This window comes from Pseudomonas emilianonis, assembly GCF_023072625.1.
Taxonomy (GTDB): domain Bacteria; phylum Pseudomonadota; class Gammaproteobacteria; order Pseudomonadales; family Pseudomonadaceae; genus Aquipseudomonas; species Aquipseudomonas paraveronii.
The window spans coordinates 1-19,167 of the sequence record NZ_JAKNRV010000073.1; the positions used below are offsets into that span (position 1 = coordinate 1).

At 60.2% G+C, this 19,167-nt stretch carries 22 protein-coding genes and 3 pseudogenes; 18 read left to right on the forward strand and 7 right to left on the reverse strand.

What is annotated here, in order from left to right; genetic code table 11:
* The 5 genes from L9Z73_RS10515 to dksA form a co-directional block, all read right to left on the reverse strand.
* On the reverse strand, positions 1-368 hold a 368-nt coding region (locus L9Z73_RS10515), incomplete at its 3' end, for a response regulator (protein WP_247399804.1).
* A 22-nt stretch (positions 369-390) separates the two neighbouring features.
* Positions 391-3,345, reverse strand: a complete 2,955-nt coding sequence (locus L9Z73_RS10520) for a sensor histidine kinase (RefSeq protein ID WP_247399806.1) — start codon at positions 3,343-3,345, stop codon at positions 391-393.
* Positions 3,329-3,505 carry a hypothetical protein gene (locus L9Z73_RS10525; protein ID WP_003176118.1) on the reverse strand — a complete coding sequence of 59 codons (177 nt, stop codon included), beginning with the start codon at positions 3,503-3,505 and terminating at the stop codon, positions 3,329-3,331. Before L9Z73_RS10525 ends, L9Z73_RS10520 begins: the two co-directional genes overlap by 17 nt.
* A gap of 62 nt (positions 3,506-3,567) precedes the next feature.
* Positions 3,568-4,455: a tRNA glutamyl-Q(34) synthetase GluQRS gene (gene gluQRS, locus L9Z73_RS10530; protein ID WP_247399807.1), complete on the reverse strand. Its 888-nt coding sequence runs from the start codon at positions 4,453-4,455 to the stop codon at positions 3,568-3,570.
* An 84-nt stretch (positions 4,456-4,539) separates the two neighbouring features.
* A complete protein-coding gene (dksA, locus tag L9Z73_RS10535) occupies positions 4,540-4,983 on the reverse strand; it encodes an RNA polymerase-binding protein DksA (RefSeq protein ID WP_247399809.1) in 444 nt (147 codons plus the stop codon).
* A gap of 321 nt (positions 4,984-5,304) precedes the next feature.
* On the opposite strand from dksA, the gene L9Z73_RS10540 reads away from it, so the two are divergent.
* Together L9Z73_RS10540 and sfsA are read left to right on the forward strand one after the other, a co-directional pair.
* Positions 5,305-6,477 (forward strand): pyridoxal phosphate-dependent aminotransferase, encoded by a 1,173-nt coding sequence (locus L9Z73_RS10540; protein WP_247399811.1) that lies wholly within the window; start codon positions 5,305-5,307, stop codon positions 6,475-6,477.
* On the forward strand, positions 6,477-7,190 hold the full coding sequence (gene sfsA, locus L9Z73_RS10545) for a DNA/RNA nuclease SfsA (protein WP_247399822.1): 714 nt from the start codon (positions 6,477-6,479) through the stop codon (positions 7,188-7,190). Before L9Z73_RS10540 ends, sfsA begins: the two co-directional genes overlap by 1 nt.
* Here sfsA and L9Z73_RS10550 read toward each other — a convergent pair.
* The gene (locus L9Z73_RS10550; RefSeq protein WP_247399824.1) at positions 7,187-7,504 is read right to left on the reverse strand and encodes a Rieske (2Fe-2S) protein; all 318 of its coding nucleotides are present in this window, start codon (positions 7,502-7,504) and stop codon (positions 7,187-7,189) included. The two genes, sfsA and L9Z73_RS10550, sit on opposite strands and share 4 nt — an antisense overlap.
* A 156-nt stretch (positions 7,505-7,660) precedes the next feature.
* Here L9Z73_RS10550 and L9Z73_RS10555 point away from each other — a divergent pair.
* A pseudogene (locus tag L9Z73_RS10555) lies at positions 7,661-7,801 on the forward strand (hemin ABC transporter substrate-binding protein); the annotation flags it as partial.
* A gap of 32 nt (positions 7,802-7,833) precedes the next feature.
* Positions 7,834-8,166: pseudogene (locus L9Z73_RS10560) on the forward strand (iron chelate uptake ABC transporter family permease subunit); the annotation flags it as partial.
* Here the strand turns inward: L9Z73_RS10560 and L9Z73_RS10565 are convergent.
* Positions 8,137-8,484 (reverse strand): annotated as a pseudogene (locus L9Z73_RS10565) (inositol monophosphatase family protein); the annotation flags it as partial. The pseudogenes L9Z73_RS10560 and L9Z73_RS10565 overlap by 30 nt on opposite strands.
* A 145-nt stretch (positions 8,485-8,629) precedes the next feature.
* Here L9Z73_RS10565 and trmJ point away from each other — a divergent pair.
* From trmJ to L9Z73_RS10635, 14 genes are all read left to right on the forward strand, one after another.
* Positions 8,630-9,400: a tRNA (cytosine(32)/uridine(32)-2'-O)-methyltransferase TrmJ gene (trmJ, locus tag L9Z73_RS10570; RefSeq protein WP_003210307.1), complete on the forward strand. Its 771-nt coding sequence runs from the start codon at positions 8,630-8,632 to the stop codon at positions 9,398-9,400.
* Positions 9,401-9,402: 2 nt separating this feature from the next.
* Positions 9,403-10,185: a serine O-acetyltransferase gene (gene cysE / locus L9Z73_RS10575; RefSeq protein WP_247399826.1), complete on the forward strand. Its 783-nt coding sequence runs from the start codon at positions 9,403-9,405 to the stop codon at positions 10,183-10,185.
* Between the two features lie 304 nt (positions 10,186-10,489).
* Positions 10,490-10,981 (forward strand): Fe-S cluster assembly transcriptional regulator IscR, encoded by a 492-nt coding sequence (gene iscR / locus L9Z73_RS10580; RefSeq protein WP_003194020.1) that lies wholly within the window; start codon positions 10,490-10,492, stop codon positions 10,979-10,981.
* A 50-nt stretch (positions 10,982-11,031) separates the two neighbouring features.
* Positions 11,032-12,246 carry an IscS subfamily cysteine desulfurase gene (locus L9Z73_RS10585; RefSeq protein WP_247399828.1) on the forward strand — a complete coding sequence of 405 codons (1,215 nt, stop codon included), beginning with the start codon at positions 11,032-11,034 and terminating at the stop codon, positions 12,244-12,246.
* A gap of 99 nt (positions 12,247-12,345) precedes the next feature.
* Positions 12,346-12,732, forward strand: a complete 387-nt coding sequence (gene iscU, locus L9Z73_RS10590) for a Fe-S cluster assembly scaffold IscU (protein WP_010565229.1) — start codon at positions 12,346-12,348, stop codon at positions 12,730-12,732.
* 28 nt (positions 12,733-12,760) lie between these two features.
* The gene (gene iscA / locus L9Z73_RS10595; RefSeq protein ID WP_010565230.1) at positions 12,761-13,084 is read left to right on the forward strand and encodes an iron-sulfur cluster assembly protein IscA; all 324 of its coding nucleotides are present in this window, start codon (positions 12,761-12,763) and stop codon (positions 13,082-13,084) included.
* Between the two features lie 8 nt (positions 13,085-13,092).
* On the forward strand, positions 13,093-13,614 hold the full coding sequence (hscB, locus tag L9Z73_RS10600) for a co-chaperone HscB (RefSeq protein ID WP_247399830.1): 522 nt from the start codon (positions 13,093-13,095) through the stop codon (positions 13,612-13,614).
* Positions 13,615-13,665: 51 nt separating this feature from the next.
* Positions 13,666-15,528: a Fe-S protein assembly chaperone HscA gene (gene hscA, locus L9Z73_RS10605; protein WP_247399832.1), complete on the forward strand. Its 1,863-nt coding sequence runs from the start codon at positions 13,666-13,668 to the stop codon at positions 15,526-15,528.
* Positions 15,529-15,531: 3 nt separating this feature from the next.
* Entirely contained in the window at positions 15,532-15,873 is a 342-nt protein-coding gene (gene fdx, locus L9Z73_RS10610; RefSeq protein WP_247399833.1) for an ISC system 2Fe-2S type ferredoxin, read from the forward strand.
* 14 nt (positions 15,874-15,887) lie between these two features.
* Complete coding sequence (gene iscX / locus L9Z73_RS10615; RefSeq protein ID WP_017846180.1) at positions 15,888-16,088, forward strand: Fe-S cluster assembly protein IscX; 201 nt, start codon at positions 15,888-15,890, stop codon at positions 16,086-16,088.
* 91 nt (positions 16,089-16,179) lie between these two features.
* On the forward strand, positions 16,180-16,605 hold the full coding sequence (ndk, locus tag L9Z73_RS10620; protein WP_017846179.1) for a nucleoside-diphosphate kinase: 426 nt from the start codon (positions 16,180-16,182) through the stop codon (positions 16,603-16,605).
* Between the two features lie 28 nt (positions 16,606-16,633).
* Entirely contained in the window at positions 16,634-17,782 is a 1,149-nt protein-coding gene (gene rlmN, locus L9Z73_RS10625; protein WP_247399843.1) for a 23S rRNA (adenine(2503)-C(2))-methyltransferase RlmN, read from the forward strand.
* 12 nt (positions 17,783-17,794) lie between these two features.
* On the forward strand, positions 17,795-18,553 hold the full coding sequence (gene pilW / locus L9Z73_RS10630) for a type IV pilus biogenesis/stability protein PilW (RefSeq protein WP_247399845.1): 759 nt from the start codon (positions 17,795-17,797) through the stop codon (positions 18,551-18,553).
* A partial coding sequence (locus tag L9Z73_RS10635; protein ID WP_247399847.1) for a helix-turn-helix domain-containing protein occupies positions 18,553-19,167 on the forward strand: 615 nt, incomplete at its 3' end. The genes pilW and L9Z73_RS10635, both read left to right, overlap by 1 nt.

Consider the following 19,167-nt stretch of genomic DNA (forward strand, 5'->3'; position numbering starts at 1 on the left):
CGTCCGCTGCTGGCCGACTGGCGGTCGCGCAGGATGCGAGCCACGGCCTGGAGCATCTCATCGTGGTCGAACGGCTTGGCGATGTAGTCCACCGCGCCCATCTTCATCGAGTCCACTGCCGAGCGCAGGCTGGCGTAGCTGGTCATGATCAGCACCGGGGTGCCCTGGCCGAGCTTGATCAACTCGGTGCCCGGCGCGCCCGGCAGGCGCAGGTCGCTGACAATCAGGTCGAACGTGGGAATGCTGAATCGCTCTTGGGCTTCCTGCACCGAGCCGGCTTCGCTGACCTGGTACTGATTACGTTCAAGCAGGCGACGCAAGGCAGAGCGGATAATGGTTTCGTCTTCGACGATCAAAATGTGCGGCATTGATTCAATTCTCTCGACGGTCTCAGTTCACAGCGGACGTCGCTTCGACATGACGCGGCAAGGTCACCCGAATACGGGTGCCGCGTTGGCTTTCTGTGTCAGCCGGGCTGTCGATGGTGATTTGTCCATAATGCTCTTCAACGATGGAATAGACCAGTGCAAGGCCCAGACCGGTGCCTTCACCGGGGTCCTTGGTGGTGAAGAAGGGTTCGAACAAGCGGTCCTTGATGTTCTGTGGAATGCCGCTGCCTTCGTCCTCCACGATCAGGTCGACCGTGTGCTCGAAAGCCTCGCTCTTGACGCGTACCGCACTGCCGGCCGGGGAGGCGTCACGGGCGTTCGACAATAGGTTGATCAGCACCTGCGCCAAGCGCTGGGAGTCACCGTCGACCCAGTGGTCCGGATCGCACAGGTTGAAGAACTGTACTTCGAAATTGCGCCGATTCAAGGCCAGCAGCCCAATGGCATCCTGTGCCACTTCGGCCAGGCACACCGCTTCGTCGTGGTTCTGATGCGCGCCGGCGTGAGCGAAGCTCATCAGCGACTGCACGATGCGCGACACGCGCTTGGTCTGTTCGAGGATCTGCCCGCTGATCTCGGTGATTTCGCCGTCTTCCTCGCGCTCTTCGCGCAGGTTCTGCGCGAGGCAGGCGATGCCGGTGATCGGGTTGCCGATTTCATGGGCCACGCCGGCCGCCAGGCGACCGATACTCGCCAGGCGCTCGGAATGCACCAGCTTGTCTTCGAGCATCTGGGTTTCGGTCAGGTCTTCCACCAGCAACACCAGGCCGCTGTTACCGGGGGCCAGGGGCTCGTCGATCGCCGCCTTGTGCAGGTTGAGCCAGCGGGTCTGGCCATCGAGGGCCAAATGCTGCTTGTGCAAGTGTTCGTCGGGCAGGTTGATAAAGCCTTGCAGCAGTTCCTTCCACGGGTCGCCAAGGGTATTGAGGCGTGAGCCCACGACCCGTTGCGCGGCGATCCCGGTGAGTTCTTCCATGGCCTTGTTCCACATCAGAATCTCCTGGTCCTTGGCCAGGGAACAGACCCCCATCGGCAGTTCCTGCAGGGTCTGGCGGTGGTAACGGCGCAAGGCATCGAGTTCGGCGGCGAGGCCGGTGAGGCGTGAGTGGTAATCCTCCAGCCGGCTTTCGATGAAATGGATGTCTTCAGTGACGTAGTTTTCACCGCTCGCTTTGTAAGGCAGGAACGTTTCCACCATGTCCTGTGACACGCTGGGACCCATCAGTCCGGACAGGTTGGCTTCGATTCGGTCGCGCAGGCGGCGCAGCGCGTAGGGCCTGCGCTCGTCGAACGGTAGATAGAGATCGCGCAACGCCTGTTCGACTTCCTTTTGCGCGGCCTTGGCGCCCAGGGGCTTGGCCAGTTGCGTGGCGAATTCCTGCGGCGAGGCGGCATGCAGCTCGCGGCGTTGCGGACGGCGCACGTTGTCCACCGCGCAGGCTTCGGCGGCGCTGGTTTCTTCCGGGCTGGCGTTGGTGAACAGCGAGATCAGGGTGAACATCAGCACGTTGGCGGCCAGCGAGGCAATCGCCGCCATGTGCCAACTGGTGTCGTCGAGCACGTAGATCATGTTCAGCAGCGGGATGTAGAAACCCTGCAGATTGCCGACCAGCGGCAGCAGCATGGTGATCAGCCACACCAGAATCCCCGCGAGCAGCCCGGCGATAAAACCACGCCGATTGGCCGTCGGCCAGTACAGTACCGACAACACCCCCGGCAGGAACTGCAAGGTGGCGACAAACGCGACGATCCCCAGGTTGGCCAGGTCTTGCCCGGCGCCCAGCAGCAGGTAGAAACCGTAGCCGGCCATGATGATCGCGACGATCAGCGCGCGGCGGGTCCATTTCAGCCAACGGTAGATATTTCCTTCGGCTGGCGGCTGGTACAGCGGCAGCACCAGGTGATTGAGCGCCATGCCCGAGAGGGCCAGCGTGGTGACGATGATCAAACCGCTGGCCGCTGACAAACCGCCGACATAGGCCAGCAGCGCCAGTGCCTTGCTGTTGGCGGCAATGCCGACGCCGAGGGTGAAGTATTCGGGGTTGGTGGTGGCGCCCAACTTGAGGCCGGCCCACAGGATCAGCGGCACCGCCAGGCTCATCAACAGCAGGAACAGCGGCAAGCCCCAACTGGCGCTGACCAGCGAGCGCGGGTTGAGGTTCTCGGTGAACGTCATGTGGTACATGTGCGGCATCACGATGGCCGAGGCGAAGAACACCAGCAGCAGCGTGCGCCACGGGCCTTCCTGCAGCGGGGTGTGCAGCGCGGCGAGGGCGGTCTGGTTTTGCAGCAGCCACAACTCCAGCTGTTGCGGGCCGTCGAACACGCCGTAGAGCGCATAGAGGCCGACGCCACCGATGGCGATCAGCTTGATCACCGACTCGAAAGCAATCGCAAAGACCAGGCCTTCGTGTTTTTCGCGGGTGGCGATGTGGCGCGAACCGAAGAATATCGTGAACAGGCTGATCAGCGCGCAGAAGGCCAGGGCGACGCGATATTGCACCGGCTCACGGGTCAGGATGCTGATGGAGTCGGCGACCGCCTGGATCTGCAGGGCCAGCAAGGGCAGCACACCGATCAGCATGAAAATCGTGGTCAGCGCACCGGCCCAGGTGCTGCGAAAGCGAAACGCGAACAGGTCAGCCAGGGACGATAGCTGATAGGTCCGCGTGATCTTCAGGATCGGGTACAGCAACACCGGTGCCAGCAAGAAGGCCCCGGACACCCCGAGGTAACTGGACAGAAAACCATACCCGTACTGATAGGCCAGGCCCACCGTGCCATAGAACGCCCAGGCGCTGGCGTACACGCCCAAGGACAAGGTGTAGGTCAACGGATGGCGAATGATCGCCCGCGGAATCATTCCGCGCTCACTGATCCAGGCGACACCGAACAACGTGGCCAGGTAGGCGGCGCTGATCAGCAGCATCTGGGTGAGGCTAAAGCTCATCGGCATCTTTTTGGCTCTGCAGGATGAAAGTCACGACGATCAGGATCAGCCACAGCAGATAGGGGCGATACCAGGCGCCTGTGGCGTCGATCCACCAATCCATGATGGCGGGGGAAAACAGGTAGATCCCGACGACCAGCAGCAGGACCAAGCGATAGATGTACATGTTGGCCTCTGATTGAATAATTGCGGCGATGGTAACGGATGCCTGGCCGGCTGCAAGCGCCTTCAGTGCAACTGCGCTTCGGCCAGCGTGAGTGTGCGCGGGATCAGCCGCGCATCCCAGTGGGCAATGCCCCAATCCAGCAGTTCCCGTGGGCTGGCGTGAAGCAGCTCGTCGCCGGGTTGCTGGCCGAGGGCGCGCAAGGCTCTCAACAGCAAAGGCGTGGCCTGGTCCGTGGTCAAGGGCGGGGAACGATAGGATTTGCCCAACTTGTTACCGTCCGGCTGGATGATCAGCGGCACGTGCAGGTAGCGCGGTTGGCGCAGCCCCAATAATTCTTGCAGGTAGAACTGGCGTGGCGTGGAGTCGAGCAGGTCGGCGCCGCGCACGATGTCGGTAACACCTTGCCATGCGTCATCCAGCACCACGGCCAGTTGGTAGGCGTAGAGGCCGTCGCGGCGGCGGATGACGAAATCGCCCACATCTCGGCCCAGGTGTTGTCGGAATTCGCCCTGTACGCGGTCGGTAAAGTGGTACTCCAGCTCCGGAACGCGCAGGCGGATAGCGGCATCGTGCTGGTCGTGACCGGCATTGCGGCACAAGCCTGGGTAAATTCCGTGGTAGAGCTCCAATTGTTTGCGCGAGCAGGTGCAGGCATAGGCCAAGCCGTGGTTGAACAGGTCGTTCAGCACCTTGGCGTAGGCGTCGTGCCGATCGCTTTGTCGGACCAGTTCACCGTCCCACTCAAAACCGTAGCTTTCCAGGGCGTGCAGGATTGCCGCCTGGGCGCCGGGTTCTTCGCGGGGAGGGTCGAGGTCTTCCATACGCATCAGCCAGCGGCCGTGGTTGGCGCGGGCGTCGAGGTAGGAGGCGAGGGCGGCGACCAGCGAGCCGAAGTGCAGGTGGCCGCTGGGCGTGGGGGCGAAACGCCCGATATAGGGAGAGGCTGTCATGTGCCGGATACTACTGGAAAATCGCTGAACGCCAGAAACAAAAATGGGGCGTTTGTACGCCCCATTCGTTCAGTTCGGCAGGGATTACTTGCCGACCTGTTTTTCCTTGATTTCTGCCAGATTCTTGCAGTCCACGCACATATCGGCGGTCGGACGTGCTTCCAGGCGGCGAATACCGATTTCAATGCCGCAGGATTCGCACCAGCCGTATTCTTCGTCTTTGATCAACTGCAGCGTCTTGTCGATCTTCTTGATCAGCTTGCGCTCGCGATCACGGGCGCGCAGTTCAAGGGCGAACTCTTCTTCCTGGCTCGCACGGTCGGCCGGATCAGGAAAGTTGGCAGCTTCGTCCTTCATATGGTCAACGGTGCGGTCGACCTCCTGCATCAAGTCCTGTTTCCACTTGTTAAGGATCTTGGTGAAGTGCTCGCGCATGGGCTCGCCCATGTACTCCTCACCTTTCTTCTCGACGTAAGGTTCGAAGCCGCTGAGGCCTGGGGATTGCTGTTGCTTTGCTTGGGTGGACATGAATAGACCGCCTCTCACTCTTCTAATCCATTGCGCAGGATTGCAACGTCACCGACACCTGCCGGCCCTGCGGCTGCAAGCGGGCGAACTTACCAGATAGATTCAGGGCGCGCCACTCCCGGTTGTCGAGGCCCATCACGCAGGGGTTGCAAACAGTCGCAGCCCGCTGTGGCTGGGTATGAATCGCCTCGAAGGTTAATTTTAGTCGTTTTGCAAGCGCTTGCCGGGCTCATCTTGGATGGCTGAGCAGGCAATAGAGCATGTTTTACCGCGAGGGTTCGGTAGAATCGCTATTTTTGTCCTCACCGTTAAGGAAGGCTAATGGCTCAGCCCTACAGTGCGCGCAGTCGCGCCATCGAACCTTTTCATGTCATGGCGTTGCTGGCGCGAGCCAATGAGCTGCAAGCGGCAGGCCATGATGTGATCCATCTGGAAATCGGCGAACCGGATTTCACCACCGCCGAACCGATCATCCAGGCCGGCCAGGCCGCGCTGGCCAATGGCAAGACCCGCTACACCGCAGCTCGCGGCTTGCCGGAACTGCGCCATGCCATCAGCGGTTTCTACCAGCAACGCTACGGCCTGAGCGTGGACCCCGAGCGCATCCTGATCACCCCGGGCGGCTCCGGCGCGTTGCTGTTGGCCAGCAGCCTGCTGGTGGACCCCGGTAAACATTGGCTGTTGGCCGACCCGGGTTACCCGTGTAACCGGCACTTCCTGCGCCTGGTGGAAGGCGCGGCGCAGTTGGTGCCCGTCGGCCCGGACGTGCGTTATCAATTGACCGCCGACCTGGTGGCCAAGCACTGGAACCAGGACAGCGTCGGCGCGCTGGTCGCGTCGCCAGCCAACCCGACCGGCACCATCCTTACGCGGGACGAATTGGCGGGGTTGTCGAGCGCAATCAAGGCGCGTAACGGTCACTTGGTGGTGGACGAGATCTATCACGGCCTGACTTACGGCACCGACGCCGCCAGCGTGCTGGAAGTCGACGACGACGCGTTCGTCTTAAATAGTTTTTCGAAGTATTTCGGCATGACCGGCTGGCGCCTGGGTTGGCTGGTGGCGCCGCCCGATGCGGTCGGTGAGCTGGAGAAGCTGGCGCAAAACCTCTACATCAGCGCTCCCAGCATGGCGCAGTACGCAGCGCTGGCCTGTTTTACCCCACAAACCCTGAGCATTCTGGAAGAGCGTCGCGCCGAGTTCGGTCGCCGTCGCGATTTCCTGCTGCCGGCCCTGCGCGAGTTGGGCTTCGGTATTGCCGTCGAACCGGAAGGCGCGTTCTATTTGTACGCCGATATCAGCGCGTTCGGCGGTGATGCCTTCGCGTTCTGCCGTCATTTTCTTGAGACCGAGCATGTGGCGTTCACCCCCGGGCTGGATTTCGGTCGCTATCAAGCCGGTCACCATGTGCGCTTTGCCTACACGCAAAACCTTGATCGGCTACAAGAGGCGGTGGAGCGTATCGCCCGCGGTCTGCGGAGCTGGCAGGGCTGATGCGCTTTCATCCTCCCCTCGAAGAGGCGCGGCTGATTCGCCGCTACAAGCGTTTTCTCACCGATATCGAAACCGTTACCGGCGAGTTGTTGACCATTCACTGCCCCAATACCGGTTCGATGCTCAATTGCATGGTCGAGGGCGGGCAGGTCTGGTTCAGTCGCTCCGCTGACCCCAAGCGCAAGTTGCCCGGCACCTGGGAAATTGCCGAGACGCCTCAAGGCCGCCTCGCGTGCGTCAATACGGCGCGTGCCAACCAACTGGTTGAGGAGGCGTTGCATGCCGGGGTCATCACCGAGCTCAACGGCTTTATCGCATTGAAGCGTGAAGTGCCTTACGGCCAAGAGAAAAGCCGCATTGATTTTCGCCTGGATTACCCCGAGGGGGCGGCGTATGTCGAAGTCAAAAGCGTGACCCTGGGGTTTGATGGCACCTCGATTGCGGCGTTCCCGGACGCCGTGACCCTGCGCGGTGCCAAGCATCTGCGCGAGCTGGTACATCTGGCCCGTGAGGGCGTGCGGGCGGTGCAGTTGTATTGCGTCAACCTCTCGGGGATTGACGCGGTGCGCCCCGCGGTGGAAATCGACGCGGCCTACGCCGCTGCTCTGCGCGAGGCCAAGGCTGCGGGCGTGGAGGTGTTGGCGTATGGCGTGCGCGTCACGGCCGAGGAAATTTACGTCGAGCGTCGCTTGGACGTGCTGCTCGGCGACTAGAGTTCCACCCACAGGCCCTGTTCGTCTTCACGGCCGGGCAGGGCGGTGAGGCTTTGACCCGCACAGGGGCCGGCGATGCACTCGCCGCTCTCGATCAGGAACAGTGCGCCGTGGGTGGCGCATTGGATCAGGCTGGCGCTGGCGTCGAGGAACTGATCGGGCTGCCATTCCAGCGGGACGCCGCGATGGGGGCAGCGATTGAGATAGAAGTAGGCAATGCCGTCGCGGCGGACAGCCAACAGTTTGCGCCCGTCGATATCAAAACCGCGGCTGCTGTCAGGGGCGAGAGTGTCAGAGGGGCAGAGAAACTTCATTGCAATCCTTAAGTGCCTTGACGTTCAAATGCAAACAATTATCAAATGCAGGCTTCGCCCGTTAGCTGACTGGGCGCTCAGTACGATGCCCGGCAAGGGGCATCTGTCACATCCATGAGTGTTTCAGCGGCCCCGTCCTTGGAAGGAAACCCTGTTATGCGCCTGAGTGCCAGCGCTATTGCGCTTGTTGTCGGACTGATGCTCAACCACGCGGCGCACGCCTCGCAGCTGCCGCAGCGCTGGGTGAGTGCCGGTGGGGCGTTATCGAGCATCGGCTATCTGCGGCAGTTGTCGGCCGGCGTCGATCCGTCCCAGGTCATACCGGCCCCATGAGTACGCTGGTGAAGCCCCGAACGCTGTTTATCGGCCTGACGCTGTTGTGCGTCCTGGCGATCTGGCTTTCATTGGCGCTGGGGCCGGTCAGCCTGCCGTTGCTGGATACGCTCAGGGCGGCCTTGCGCTTGATGGGCGTGCCGATCGAGGCCAGCGGCTTGGAACAGGCGGAGCTGATTCTCGGGCAAATCCGTTTGCCGCGGACTTTGCTGGGGCTGGCGGTGGGCGGCGTATTGGCATTGTCGGGCGTGGCGATGCAGGGGTTGTTTCGCAACCCGCTGGCGGATCCGGGGTTGGTCGGCGTGTTCCAGGCGGCCACGGTATTTGCACGCGATGCTCACGGCAAAGTGCGGGATGCCGCGTAGGAAGTTGGTGGTGCCATCCAGTGGGTCGATGATCCACAGATAGTCTTCGCCTTCGCCGCTGCCTTTATGCATGCCGGTTTCTTCGCCGAGAATGCTGTGGGTAGGGTAGGCCTTGCGCAGGGCGTCAATGATTTTCTGTTCGGCGGCGCGATCCACCTCGGATACATAATCCTTGGCGTCTTTTTCGTCGACCTTGATGGTATCCAGGCGCTCGATGGAGCGGAAGATCAATTCACTGGCGCTGCGGGCGGCGCGCAGCGCGATATTCAGCATGGGCTGCATGGATGTGTCACCTAAGGTTGTTAAAGAAAGCCGAGCATTCTAGCAGAAACTTTCTTCAGGTGAAGGACGACGTGAGCTTTCATGGCATAACCTTAGGCTGTTCTGTAAGATTTGCTCCCCTTTCCCGTGTCCGAGAGCGCCTCCCTTGCTGCAAAACATTCGTGTCGTCTTGGTCAATACCAGTCATCCCGGCAATATCGGCGGGGTGGCGCGAGCCATGAAAAACATGGGGCTGACGCGCCTGGTGCTGGTCGAGCCGCGCGTGTTCCCGCACCACGAGGCCGATGCCCGTGCCTCCGGCGCCAATGACATCCTTGAAAAAGCCCAGGTCGTCGCCACCTTGGAAGATGCATTGGTTGGCTGCAACCTGGTGCTCGGCACTAGCGCCCGCGACCGTCGAATCCCTTGGCCATTGCTCGATCCGCGTGAATGCGGGACCAAAGTGGTGGAGGAAGCCGCCGGCGGCGCTGAAATCGCCCTCGTGTTCGGTCGTGAAGACTCCGGCCTGACCAATGAAGAGCTGCAGCGATGTCATTATCACGTGCATATTCCATCAGACCCCGAGTTCAGCTCGCTGAACCTCGGGGCGGCGGTGCAGGTGTTGAGTTACGAAGTGCGCATGGCCTGGCTGGCCGCTGAAGGGCAGCCGAGCAAGGTCGAGAAGGATGAGGTGGCATCGACCAAAAGTGGCGAATTGGCCACCATGGACGAGCTGGAGCGGTTCTATGAGCACCTGGAGCAAACCCTGGTGGCCATCGAATTTCTCGATCCGGAAAAACCCCGGCACTTGATGGCGCGCCTGCGTCGCCTGTACGGACGCAGCTCGGTCAGCCGAGCGGAAATGAATATATTGCGTGGCATCCTCACGGAAACCCAGAAAGCGGCCCGTGGCGAGCTTCTTAAGCGGAAGGATTAAAAATGTTCGAGCGTTTGCGAGAAGATATCCAGAGTGTTTTCCACCGGGACCCGGCGGCGCGCAATGCCTTTGAAGTGCTGACTTGCTACCCGGGCATGCATGCGATCTGGATTCATCGGCTGTCCGGTGCCTTGTGGGGCATGGGTTGGAAATGGCTGGCGCGGGTGGTGTCCAACTTTGGGCGTTGGTTGACCGGCATCGAGATTCACCCGGGCGCCAAGGTCGGCCGCCGCTTCTTCATCGACCACGGCATGGGCATCGTCATTGGCGAGACCGCCGAAATTGGTGATGACGTGACCCTGTACCAGGGCGTGACCCTGGGCGGCACCAGTTGGAATAAAGGTAAGCGCCACCCGACCCTGGAAAACGGCGTGGTGGTAGGGGCGGGCGCCAAGGTGCTTGGTCCGTTCACTGTGGGGGCTGGGGCCAAGGTCGGCTCCAATGCAGTGGTGACCAAAGCCGTGCCGCCGGGGGCAACCGTGGTTGGTATTCCAGGGCGGATCATCGTCAAGCCTGAGGTCGGTGATGAGCAGGAAGCCAAGCGTAAAGCCATGGCCGAGAAGATTGGCTTCGATGCCTACGGCGTCAGCGAAGACATGCCCGACCCGGTGGCCCGTGCCATCGGCCAGTTGCTTGACCACCTGCAAGCGGTAGACGGCAAGCTGGACGGCATGTGCGGCGCGCTGAAGGAATTGGGCAGCAGCTATTGTGCGAAAGACCTGCCTGAGCTGCGCGAAGAGGATTTCGCCGAGATCAAAGACGAAGCCGCCACCAAGGCTGGCTGAAGTCCCACGATCAGCCGAAATACCCTGTGGGAGGGGGGCTTGCTCCCGAGAGCGGTGGGTCAGTCAGCCAATACATTGACTGATCCGTCGCCATCGGGAGCAAGCCCCCTTCCGCATGTTGATCTCCATTGGTCTCTGAATTCCTGCTCGGCCCTGTTCCTGCTGTTCGTCCCCACCCCATCCTGATATTATTTGCGCGCCCTTTTTACGGCTAATCCTGACTAAAGTACTAGGTCTTATAGTTGACTTAAATACTCGGGAATCGCATACTTGCTCCCATTCTGAAACACCTTGGTACTTGTCCATGAGACTGACTACAAAAGGCCGATACGCGGTGACCGCCATGCTTGATTTGGCTTTGCACGCGCAAACTGGGCCGGTGTCCCTGGCCGATATCTCCGAGCGCCAAGGCATTTCCCTGTCCTACCTCGAACAGCTGTTCGCCAAATTGCGCCGCAGCAATCTGGTCTCCAGCGTGCGTGGGCCGGGTGGCGGCTATCAACTGTCCCGCGATATGCAGGGTATCCAGGTGGCCCAGGTGATCGACGCGGTCAACGAATCCGTCGATGCCACCAAATGCCAGGGTTTGGGTGATTGCCACGCCGGCGACACCTGCCTGACCCACCACTTGTGGTGTGACTTGAGCCTGCAGATCCATGAGTTTTTGAGTGGTATCAGCTTGGCTGATCTTGTGACTCGCCGTGAGGTGCAAGAAGTAGCCCAGCGTCAGGACCAGCGCCGTTGCAACACCAAGGCGCCGCGTCTGGACAAGATTGAAGCGTCCGCCGTCGAGTGACAGCCGAAGAGCTAACGGCACGCCAGCCAGCCTGATTTAGGAGAAAGTCCATGAAATTGCCGATTTACCTTGATTACTCAGCGACCACCCCAGTTGATCCACGTGTCGCGCAAAAGATGAGCGAATGCCTGCTGGTTGACGGAAACTTCGGCAACCCGGCGTCCCGTTCCCACGTATTTGGCTGGAAAGCCGAAGAAGCGGTTGAAAACGCTCGTCGTCAAGTCGCTGACCTGGTGGGTGCCGACCCACGCGAAATCGTCTGGACCTCCGGAGCTACCGAATCCGACAACCTGGCAATCAAGGGCGCCGCGCATTTCTACGCGACCAAAGGCAAGCACCTGATCACCACCAAGATCGAGCACAAGGCGGTCCTCGACACCATGCGCCAATTGGAGCGTGAAGGGTTCGAAGTCACCTACCTCGAGCCGACCACCGACGGTATCGTGACGCCGGCGATGATCGAAGCGGCGATGCGTGAAGACACCATCCTCGTTTCCGTGATCCACGTGAACAACGAAATCGGCACCATCAACGACATCGCGGCCATCGGCGAGCTGACCCGCTCCAAAGGTGTGTTGCTGCACGTCGACGCTGCTCAGTCCACCGGCAAGGTCGACATTGACCTGTCGAAGCTGAAAGTCGACCTGATGTCGTTCTCGGCGCACAAAACCTACGGTCCTAAAGGCATCGGTGCCCTGTACGTGAGCCGCAAACCTCGCGTGCGCATCGAAGCCACCATGCACGGTGGCGGTCACGAGCGCGGCATGCGTTCGGGCACCCTGGCGACCCACCAGATCGTTGGTATGGGCGAAGCATTCCGCGTAGCCAAGGAAGACATGGCTGCCGAAAACGTGCGCATCAAGGCTCTGAGCGATCGCTTCTACAAGCAGGTCGAAAACCTTGAAGAGCTGTACATCAATGGCAGCATGACTGCCCGTGTACCGCACAACCTGAATTTGAGCTTCAACTACGTCGAAGGCGAGTCGCTGATCATGGCGCTCAAGGACCTGGCGGTTTCGTCCGGTTCGGCCTGCACCTCGGCCTCCCTTGAGCCGTCCTACGTGCTGCGCGCCCTTGGCCGCAACGACGAACTGGCGCACAGCTCGATCCGCTTTACGTTTGGCCGTTTCACCACCGAAGAAGAAGTCGACTACGCCGCGCAGAAAGTCTGCGAGGCCGTCACCAAGCTGCGCACCTTGTCGCCGCTCTGGGATATGTACAAAGACGGCATCGATATTTCCAAGATCGAGTGGGCGGCACACTAACTATAGAAGCCGCCACCCCGGCTCTGTAGGAACGTGGCGGAAAACGCAGGCGTTTTTACAGGGCTCCAGAGCGGCCCTGATGAGTGAGGATTCAGTACCATGGCTTACAGCGAAAAGGTCATAGACCACTACGAAAACCCGCGCAACGTCGGCAAGATGGACGCGGAAGACCCTGATGTCGGCACCGGCATGGTCGGCGCTCCGGCGTGCGGCGATGTGATGCGCCTGCAGATCAAAGTCAATGAGGCGGGCGTTATCGAAGACGCCAAGTTCAAGACTTACGGCTGCGGTTCGGCTATCGCCTCCAGCTCCCTGGCGACCGAATGGATGAAAGGCAAGACCCTGGATGAGGCTGTGACTATCAGCAACACCCAACTGGCCGAAGAACTGGCTCTGCCGCCAGTGAAAATCCACTGCTCCGTGCTCGCAGAAGACGCCATCAAGGCTGCCGTTCGCGACTACAAGCAGAAGAAAGGCTTGATCTAAGCATTTGGCGACGAGTAAGGAGTCAACGATGGCTATCAGCATGACAGAAGCGGCTGCGCGGCACGTGCGACGCTCCCTGGATGGGCGCGGTAAAGGTGAGGGGATTCGTCTGGGTGTTCGCACCACGGGCTGTTCCGGCCTTGCCTATGTGCTGGAGTTTGTCGATGAGGTGGTGGCGGAAGATCAGGTGTTCGAGAGTCACGGCGAGAAAGTGATCATCGACCCGAAAAGCCTGACCTACCTGGACGGCACCGAACTCGATTTCGTCAAGGAAGGGTTGAACGAAGGCTTCAAGTTCAACAACCCCAACGTGCGCGGTGAATGTGGCTGCGGCGAAAGCTTCAACATCTGAGGCTACTTGTGGGCAATCCTTGTCATTTCGCTTTATTCGAGCTGCAGCCGAGCTTTCGGCTGGACCTCGAGCAGCTTGCCACGCGCTACCGTGAATTGGCGCGTGGCGTGCATCCGGACCGCTTCGCTGACGCTTCCGAGCGTGAGCAACGCCTGGCGCTGGAGCAATCGGCCAGCCTCAACGAAGCCTATCAGACGCTCAAAAGCCCCCCCAAGCGCGCGCGTTACCTGCTCGCGATGAATGGTGGTGAGTTGCCGCTGGAAGTCACGGTGCATGATCCGGACTTTCTGATGCAGCAGATGCAGTTGCGCGAAGAGCTCGAAGACTTGCAGGACGAAGCCGATCTGGCGGGTGTCGCGGCCTTCAAGCGGCGTCTGAAAGTGGCTCAGGATGCGCTCTACGAAAGCTTCGCAGCCTGTTGGGATGATGCAGCGCAACGTGAGCAGGCAGAACGCCTGATGCGGCGCATGCAGTTCCTCGACAAGCTCACCTACGAAGTGCGCCAGTTAGAAGAGCGCCTCGACGATTAACCCAGCGCTGCCCATGTTGCACGCCTGAAAGACAGATAAGACCTGATTACCATGGCCCTACTGCAGATCGCCGAACCCGGCCAAAGTCCTCAACCGCACCAGCGTCGCCTGGCGGTCGGGATAGACTTGGGCACAACCAATTCCCTGGTCGCCGCCTTGCGCAGCGGCCTGTCCGAGCCGCTGCCCGATGCTGATGGCCAGGTGATCCTGCCGTCGGCGGTGCGCTATCACGCTGATCACACCGAAGTCGGTGAGTCGGCCAAGCTGGCAGCGTCTACCGATCCATTGAACACCGTGCTGTCGGTCAAGCGCTTGATGGGTCGTGGGTTGTCCGACGTCAAGCAATTGGGCGACCAGCTACCGTACCGCTTTGTTGGCGGTGAGTCGCACATGCCGTTCATCGACACCGTCCAGGGCCCGAAAAGTCCGGTGGAAGTGTCGGCCGATATCCTCAAGGTGCTGCGCCAGCGCGCGGAAACCACCTTGGGTGGCGAACTGGTTGGCGCGGTAATCACGGTTCCAGCCTACTTTGATGACGCTCAGCGCCAAGCCACCAAGGATGCGGCGAAGCTCGCCGGCCTGAACGTGCTGCGTCTGCTCAATGAGCCGACCGCTGCTGCCGTGGCTTATGGCCTGGACCAGCATGCCGAAGGCTTGGTCGCAATTTACGACCTGGGCGGCGGCACCTTTGATATTTCAATCCTGCGCCTGACTGGCGGTGTCTTTGAGGTGTTGGCCACCGGTGGTGATACGGCCCTGGGCGGCGATGACTTCGACCACGCGATCGCCGGTTGGATCATCAGCAGTGCCGGTTTGTCCGCTGACCTGGACCCGGGCGAGCAGCGCCATCTGCTGCAAACTGCCTGTGCCGCCAAAGAAGCCCTGACTGATGCGGCCTCTGTTGATGTTTCCTACGGCAATTGGTCGGCCCAGCTGACCCGTGAAGCCTTCGATTCGTTGATCGAACCGATGGTCGCCCGCAGCCTCAAGGCTTGCCGCCGCGCCGTGCGTGATTCCGGTGTTGAGTTGGAAGATGTCGCTGCCGTGGTGATGGTCGGTGGTTCGACCCGTGTGCCGCGCGTCCGCGAAGCTGTTGCCGAAGCGTTTGGCCGTCAGCCGCTGACTGAAATCGATCCGGATCAAGTGGTGGCCATTGGTGCCGCGATCCAGGCCGATACCCTGGCTGGCAACAAGCGCGATGGCGGCGAACTGCTGCTGCTCGACGTAATTCCGTTGTCCCTGGGACTGGAAACCATGGGTGGCCTGATGGAGAAGGTGATTCCACGCAACACCACCATCCCCGTCGCCCGCGCCCAGGACTTCACCACTTACAAAGATGGCCAGACGGCCATGATGATTCATGTGCTGCAAGGCGAGCGTGAGCTGATCAGCGACTGCCGCTCCCTGGCACGCTTTGAATTGCGCGGTATCCCGGCGATGGTCGCGGGTGCGGCGAAAATTCGCGTGACCTTCCAGGTCGACGCCGATGGCCTGCTCAGCGTGGCCGCGCGTGAATTGGGCTCGGGCGTTGAAGCCAGCATCCAGGTCAAGCCGTCTTACGGTCTGACCGATGGCGAAATCGCCAAGATGCTCAAGGATTCGTTCCAGTATGCCGGTGACGACAAGGTCGCCCGCGTATTGCGTGAGCAGCAAGTCGATGCCCGGCGCCTGCTCGAAGCGGTGCAGGGCGCACTGGAGGTCGACGGCGAACGCCTGCTGGATGCTGAAGAGCGCATGGTCATCGACCTGCAGATGCAGGAACTGGCCGAATTGATGAAAGGCTCCGATGGCTATGCCATCGAGCAGCAGACCAAGCGCCTATCGCAAGTGACCGATGCCTTCGCCGCCCGCCGCATGAACCAGACGGTAAAAGCCGCCCTGGCGGGCCGCAACCTGAATGAAATTGAGGAATAATTGATGCCGCAGGTCATTTTTCTGCCACACGCCGAGCATTGCCCGGACGGTATGGTTGTGGAGGCTGAGACCGGCAAGTCCATCCTCGAAGTTGCCCACGAGCACCACATCGAGATCGAAAGTGCCTGCGGCGGTGTCTGCGCTTGCACCACTTGCCACTGCATTATTCGCGAGGGTTTCGACTCTCTGGAAGAGGCAGACGAGTTGGAAGAAGACTTTCTTGACCGTGCCTGGGGCCTGGAGCCGACTTCTCGCCTAAGCTGTCAGGCCAAGGTCGGGACTGAAGACATCACCGTCGAAATTCCGAAATATTCGCTCAACCATGCGGCCGAAGCGGCGCATTGATTCAAGGAAGTGTCATGAGTCTTAAATGGGTTGATGTGCAAGAGATCGCTATCCTGTTGGCCGATGGCAATCCGGATATGGATCCCTACTCGCTGAACTTTGTAGCTTTGCGTGACATGGTCATGGCTTTGCCAGGGTTTGACGATGAGCGCGACCGCGGCGGCGAAAAGGTCCTGGAAGCGATCCAGACTGCCTGGAAAGAAGAACAGGACTGACGCCTCCCTTACGCAGTTAGGCAATACCCAAGAACCCGCGTATAATTCGCGGGTTTAATTTTTCGTAAATTACCGTTTCTGGAGTTACACCATGGCTGTTCAACGTACTTTCTCCATCATCAAGCCTGACGCTGTTGCAAAAAACGTCATCGGCGAGATCACCACTCGTTTCGAAAAAGCCGGCCTGAAGGTTGTAGCTTCGAAACTCAAGCAACTGTCCAAGGCTGAAGCTGAAGGCTTCTACGCTGAGCACAGCGCTCGTGGCTTCTTCGGCGACCTGGTTGCCTTCATGATCTCCGGCCCTGTTGTTGTTCAGGTTCTGGAAGGCGAAAACGCTATCGCTCTGAACCGTGAGCTGATGGGCGCTACCAACCCTAAAGAAGCCGCTGCCGGCACCATCCGTGCTGATTTCGCTGATTCCATCGACGCCAACGCTGTACACGGTTCGGACTCCGAAGCCGCTGCTGCTCGCGAAATCTCGTACTTCTTCGCAGCTACTGAAGTAACCACTCGCTAAGCATTGGCTTAAGAGTGAAGGTGAATCCATGACTACATCGACTGTAAAAACCAACCTGCTGGGTCTGACTCAGCAGGAAATGGAAAAATTCTTCGACTCAATCGGGGAGAAGCGTTTCCGTGCCGGTCAGGTAATGAAGTGGATTCACCACTTTGGTGTCGACGATTTCGACGCCATGACGAACGTCAGCAAGGCCTTGCGCGACAAGCTCAAGGTTATTGCCGAGGTCCGTGGTCCCGAGGTTGTCAGCGAGGACATCTCCAGCGACGGCACCCGTAAGTGGGTGGTGCGCGTGGCGTCCGGCAGTTGCGTCGAGACCGTCTACATTCCCCAGGGCAAACGTGGCACTTTGTGCGTTTCGTCCCAGGCAGGCTGTGCCCTGGACTGCAGTTTCTGCTCCACCGGCAAGCAAGGCTTCAATAGCAACCTCACCGCCGCCGAAGTCATCGGCCAGGTGTGGATTGCCAACAAATCCTTTGGCAGCGTCCCGGCAACCGTCGACCGTGCCATCACCAACGTGGTGATGATGGGCATGGGTGAGCCGCTGCTGAACTTCGATAACGTCATCGCCGCCATGCACCTGATGATGGACGACCTGGGCTACGGCATCTCCAAGCGCCGTGTGACCCTGTCGACTTCCGGCGTGGTACCGATGATCGATGAGCTGGCCAAGCACATCGACGTCTCCCTGGCGTTGTCGCTGCACGCACCCAATGACGCATTGCGTAACCAATTGGTGCCGATCAACAAGAAGTATCCGCTTAAGATGCTGCTCGAGTCTTGCCAGCGTTACATGGCGACCTTGGGCGAGAAGCGCGTGTTGACCATTGAGTACACCATGCTCAAGGACATCAACGACAAGGTCGAACACGCGGTCGAGATGATCGAACTGCTCAAGAATACCCCGTGCAAGATCAACCTGATTCCTTTCAACCCGTTTCCACATTCTGGCTACGAGCGGCCGAGCAACAACGCCATCCGCCGTTTCCAGGATCAACTGCACCAGGCCGGCTACAACGTCACCGTGCGCACCACCCGTGGTGAAGACATCGACGCCGCTTGTGGCCAATTGGTAGGACAGGTGCTGGATCGCACCCGTCGCAGCGAGCGTTATATCGCGGTGCGCGAACTGAGCGCCGCCGACGATATGCCGCAAAGCACTGCGACTCGAACCTGAGAGAGGATCTCTATGCCCTTGCGCCTTGCGCTGCTGTTGCTTGTTACCGGTCTCGCGGCCGGTTGTGTTTCTTCGGGCCATGACAGCCCTTTGCAAACCGGCAAGGGCCGTGAAGAGGCGCGAGTGGCTTATGTGCAGCTGGGCTTGGGTTATCTGCGCCAAGGCATGAGCGAGCGGGCCAAGTTGCCGTTGAAGAAGGCTCTTGAACTGGATAGCGACGATGCCGATGCCAATGGCGCACTGGCCCTGGTGTTCCAGGCCCAGGCCGAGCCTGAGCTGGCCGATCAGTATTTCAACAAGGCCCTGGCTTCGCGTCCTGCCGATCCTCGGCTGCTGAATAACTACGGCAGCTTCCTGTTCGAGCAGAAACGCTATGACCAGGCTTCCCGTTATTTCCAGCAAGCCTGCGCCGATACCCTCTACCCAGAGCGGTCGCGGGTGTTCGAGAACCTTGGGGTAGCCTCCAAGCGTCTCGGTCAGCGTGATATCGCGCGCCAGCACCTCGAAAAAGCCCTGCACCTGAACAGTCGCCAGCCTCGCGCCTTGCTCGAAATGGCTGAGTTGTCTTACGAAGACAGGCATTATGTGCCGGCACGTGACTATTACGAGCGTTTTAGCCTGCTCAGCGGGCAAAATGCACGTAGTCTATTGCTCGGAGTGCGCCTGGCGACGGTTCATGAAGAACGCGACACGGCCGCACGTTATGGCCAGCAACTCGAACGACTCTATCCCGGTACGCCGGAATATCAGCAATACCTGTCGGAGCAATGATGAAAGCCGCGCACCCGGAAGTTGTAGCAGCTAATCGCGTAAACCCAGGCGACACCTTGCGTCAGGCCCGCGAAAGCAATGGTTGGTCTCTGGCGGAAGTGGCCCTCAAGCTTAATTTGACCACCACGTCCCTGGGCAACCTGGAAGCCGGCGCGTTCGACAAGCTGCCTGGGCATACCTTCGCCCGCGGCTATATCCGCGCCTACGCCAAATTACTGGATATCGACCAGACCATATTGGTCCAGCAATTCGACCAGTTCACCGGCACCGACTCCCAGGGCAGTAACGTCCATGGCCTGGGGCGCATCGAAGAGCCGGTGCGGGTATCCCATACGATACTGCGCATCGTCAGCCTGTTGTTGCTGATCGCCGTGATTGGTGGCGGCTTCGTCTGGTGGCAGGACCAAGCCTCCCAGCGCACCAAGGACCTGACCAGCAACGCCCTGGAGCACGTCGAAGTCGAAAGCGCCGACGGCACCACGCAGATTCACCCATTGGACGAGCCGGAAGACCAGGCTGTCGCCGAAGGCCAGGCTGTGCCTGAAGCGCCAGTGACTGCCGAGCAACCCGCAGCGGAATCGGCCCCGGCGGCCATCGCTGCGGTGCCGGCTCCA

Bases quoted from the DNA above. Each gene is read 5' to 3' on its own strand.
- L9Z73_RS10520 (WP_247399806.1), bottom strand. From the start codon at position 3,345: ATGCCGATGAGCTTTAGCCTCACCCAGATGCTGCTGATCAGCGCCGCC.
- L9Z73_RS10525 (WP_003176118.1), bottom strand. From the start codon at position 3,505: ATGTACATCTATCGCTTGGTCCTGCTGCTGGTCGTCGGGATCTACCTG.
- gluQRS (WP_247399807.1), bottom strand. From the start codon at position 4,455: ATGACAGCCTCTCCCTATATCGGGCGTTTCGCCCCCACGCCCAGCGGC.
- dksA (WP_247399809.1), bottom strand. From the start codon at position 4,983: ATGTCCACCCAAGCAAAGCAACAGCAATCCCCAGGCCTCAGCGGCTTC.
- L9Z73_RS10540 (WP_247399811.1), top strand. From the start codon at position 5,305: ATGGCTCAGCCCTACAGTGCGCGCAGTCGCGCCATCGAACCTTTTCAT.
- sfsA (WP_247399822.1), top strand. From the start codon at position 6,477: ATGCGCTTTCATCCTCCCCTCGAAGAGGCGCGGCTGATTCGCCGCTAC.
- L9Z73_RS10550 (WP_247399824.1), bottom strand. From the start codon at position 7,504: ATGAAGTTTCTCTGCCCCTCTGACACTCTCGCCCCTGACAGCAGCCGC.
- cysE (WP_247399826.1), top strand. From the start codon at position 9,403: ATGTTCGAGCGTTTGCGAGAAGATATCCAGAGTGTTTTCCACCGGGAC.
- iscR (WP_003194020.1), top strand. From the start codon at position 10,490: ATGAGACTGACTACAAAAGGCCGATACGCGGTGACCGCCATGCTTGAT.
- L9Z73_RS10585 (WP_247399828.1), top strand. From the start codon at position 11,032: ATGAAATTGCCGATTTACCTTGATTACTCAGCGACCACCCCAGTTGAT.
- iscU (WP_010565229.1), top strand. From the start codon at position 12,346: ATGGCTTACAGCGAAAAGGTCATAGACCACTACGAAAACCCGCGCAAC.
- iscA (WP_010565230.1), top strand. From the start codon at position 12,761: ATGGCTATCAGCATGACAGAAGCGGCTGCGCGGCACGTGCGACGCTCC.
- hscA (WP_247399832.1), top strand. From the start codon at position 13,666: ATGGCCCTACTGCAGATCGCCGAACCCGGCCAAAGTCCTCAACCGCAC.
- fdx (WP_247399833.1), top strand. From the start codon at position 15,532: ATGCCGCAGGTCATTTTTCTGCCACACGCCGAGCATTGCCCGGACGGT.
- iscX (WP_017846180.1), top strand. From the start codon at position 15,888: ATGAGTCTTAAATGGGTTGATGTGCAAGAGATCGCTATCCTGTTGGCC.
- ndk (WP_017846179.1), top strand. From the start codon at position 16,180: ATGGCTGTTCAACGTACTTTCTCCATCATCAAGCCTGACGCTGTTGCA.
- rlmN (WP_247399843.1), top strand. From the start codon at position 16,634: ATGACTACATCGACTGTAAAAACCAACCTGCTGGGTCTGACTCAGCAG.
- pilW (WP_247399845.1), top strand. From the start codon at position 17,795: ATGCCCTTGCGCCTTGCGCTGCTGTTGCTTGTTACCGGTCTCGCGGCC.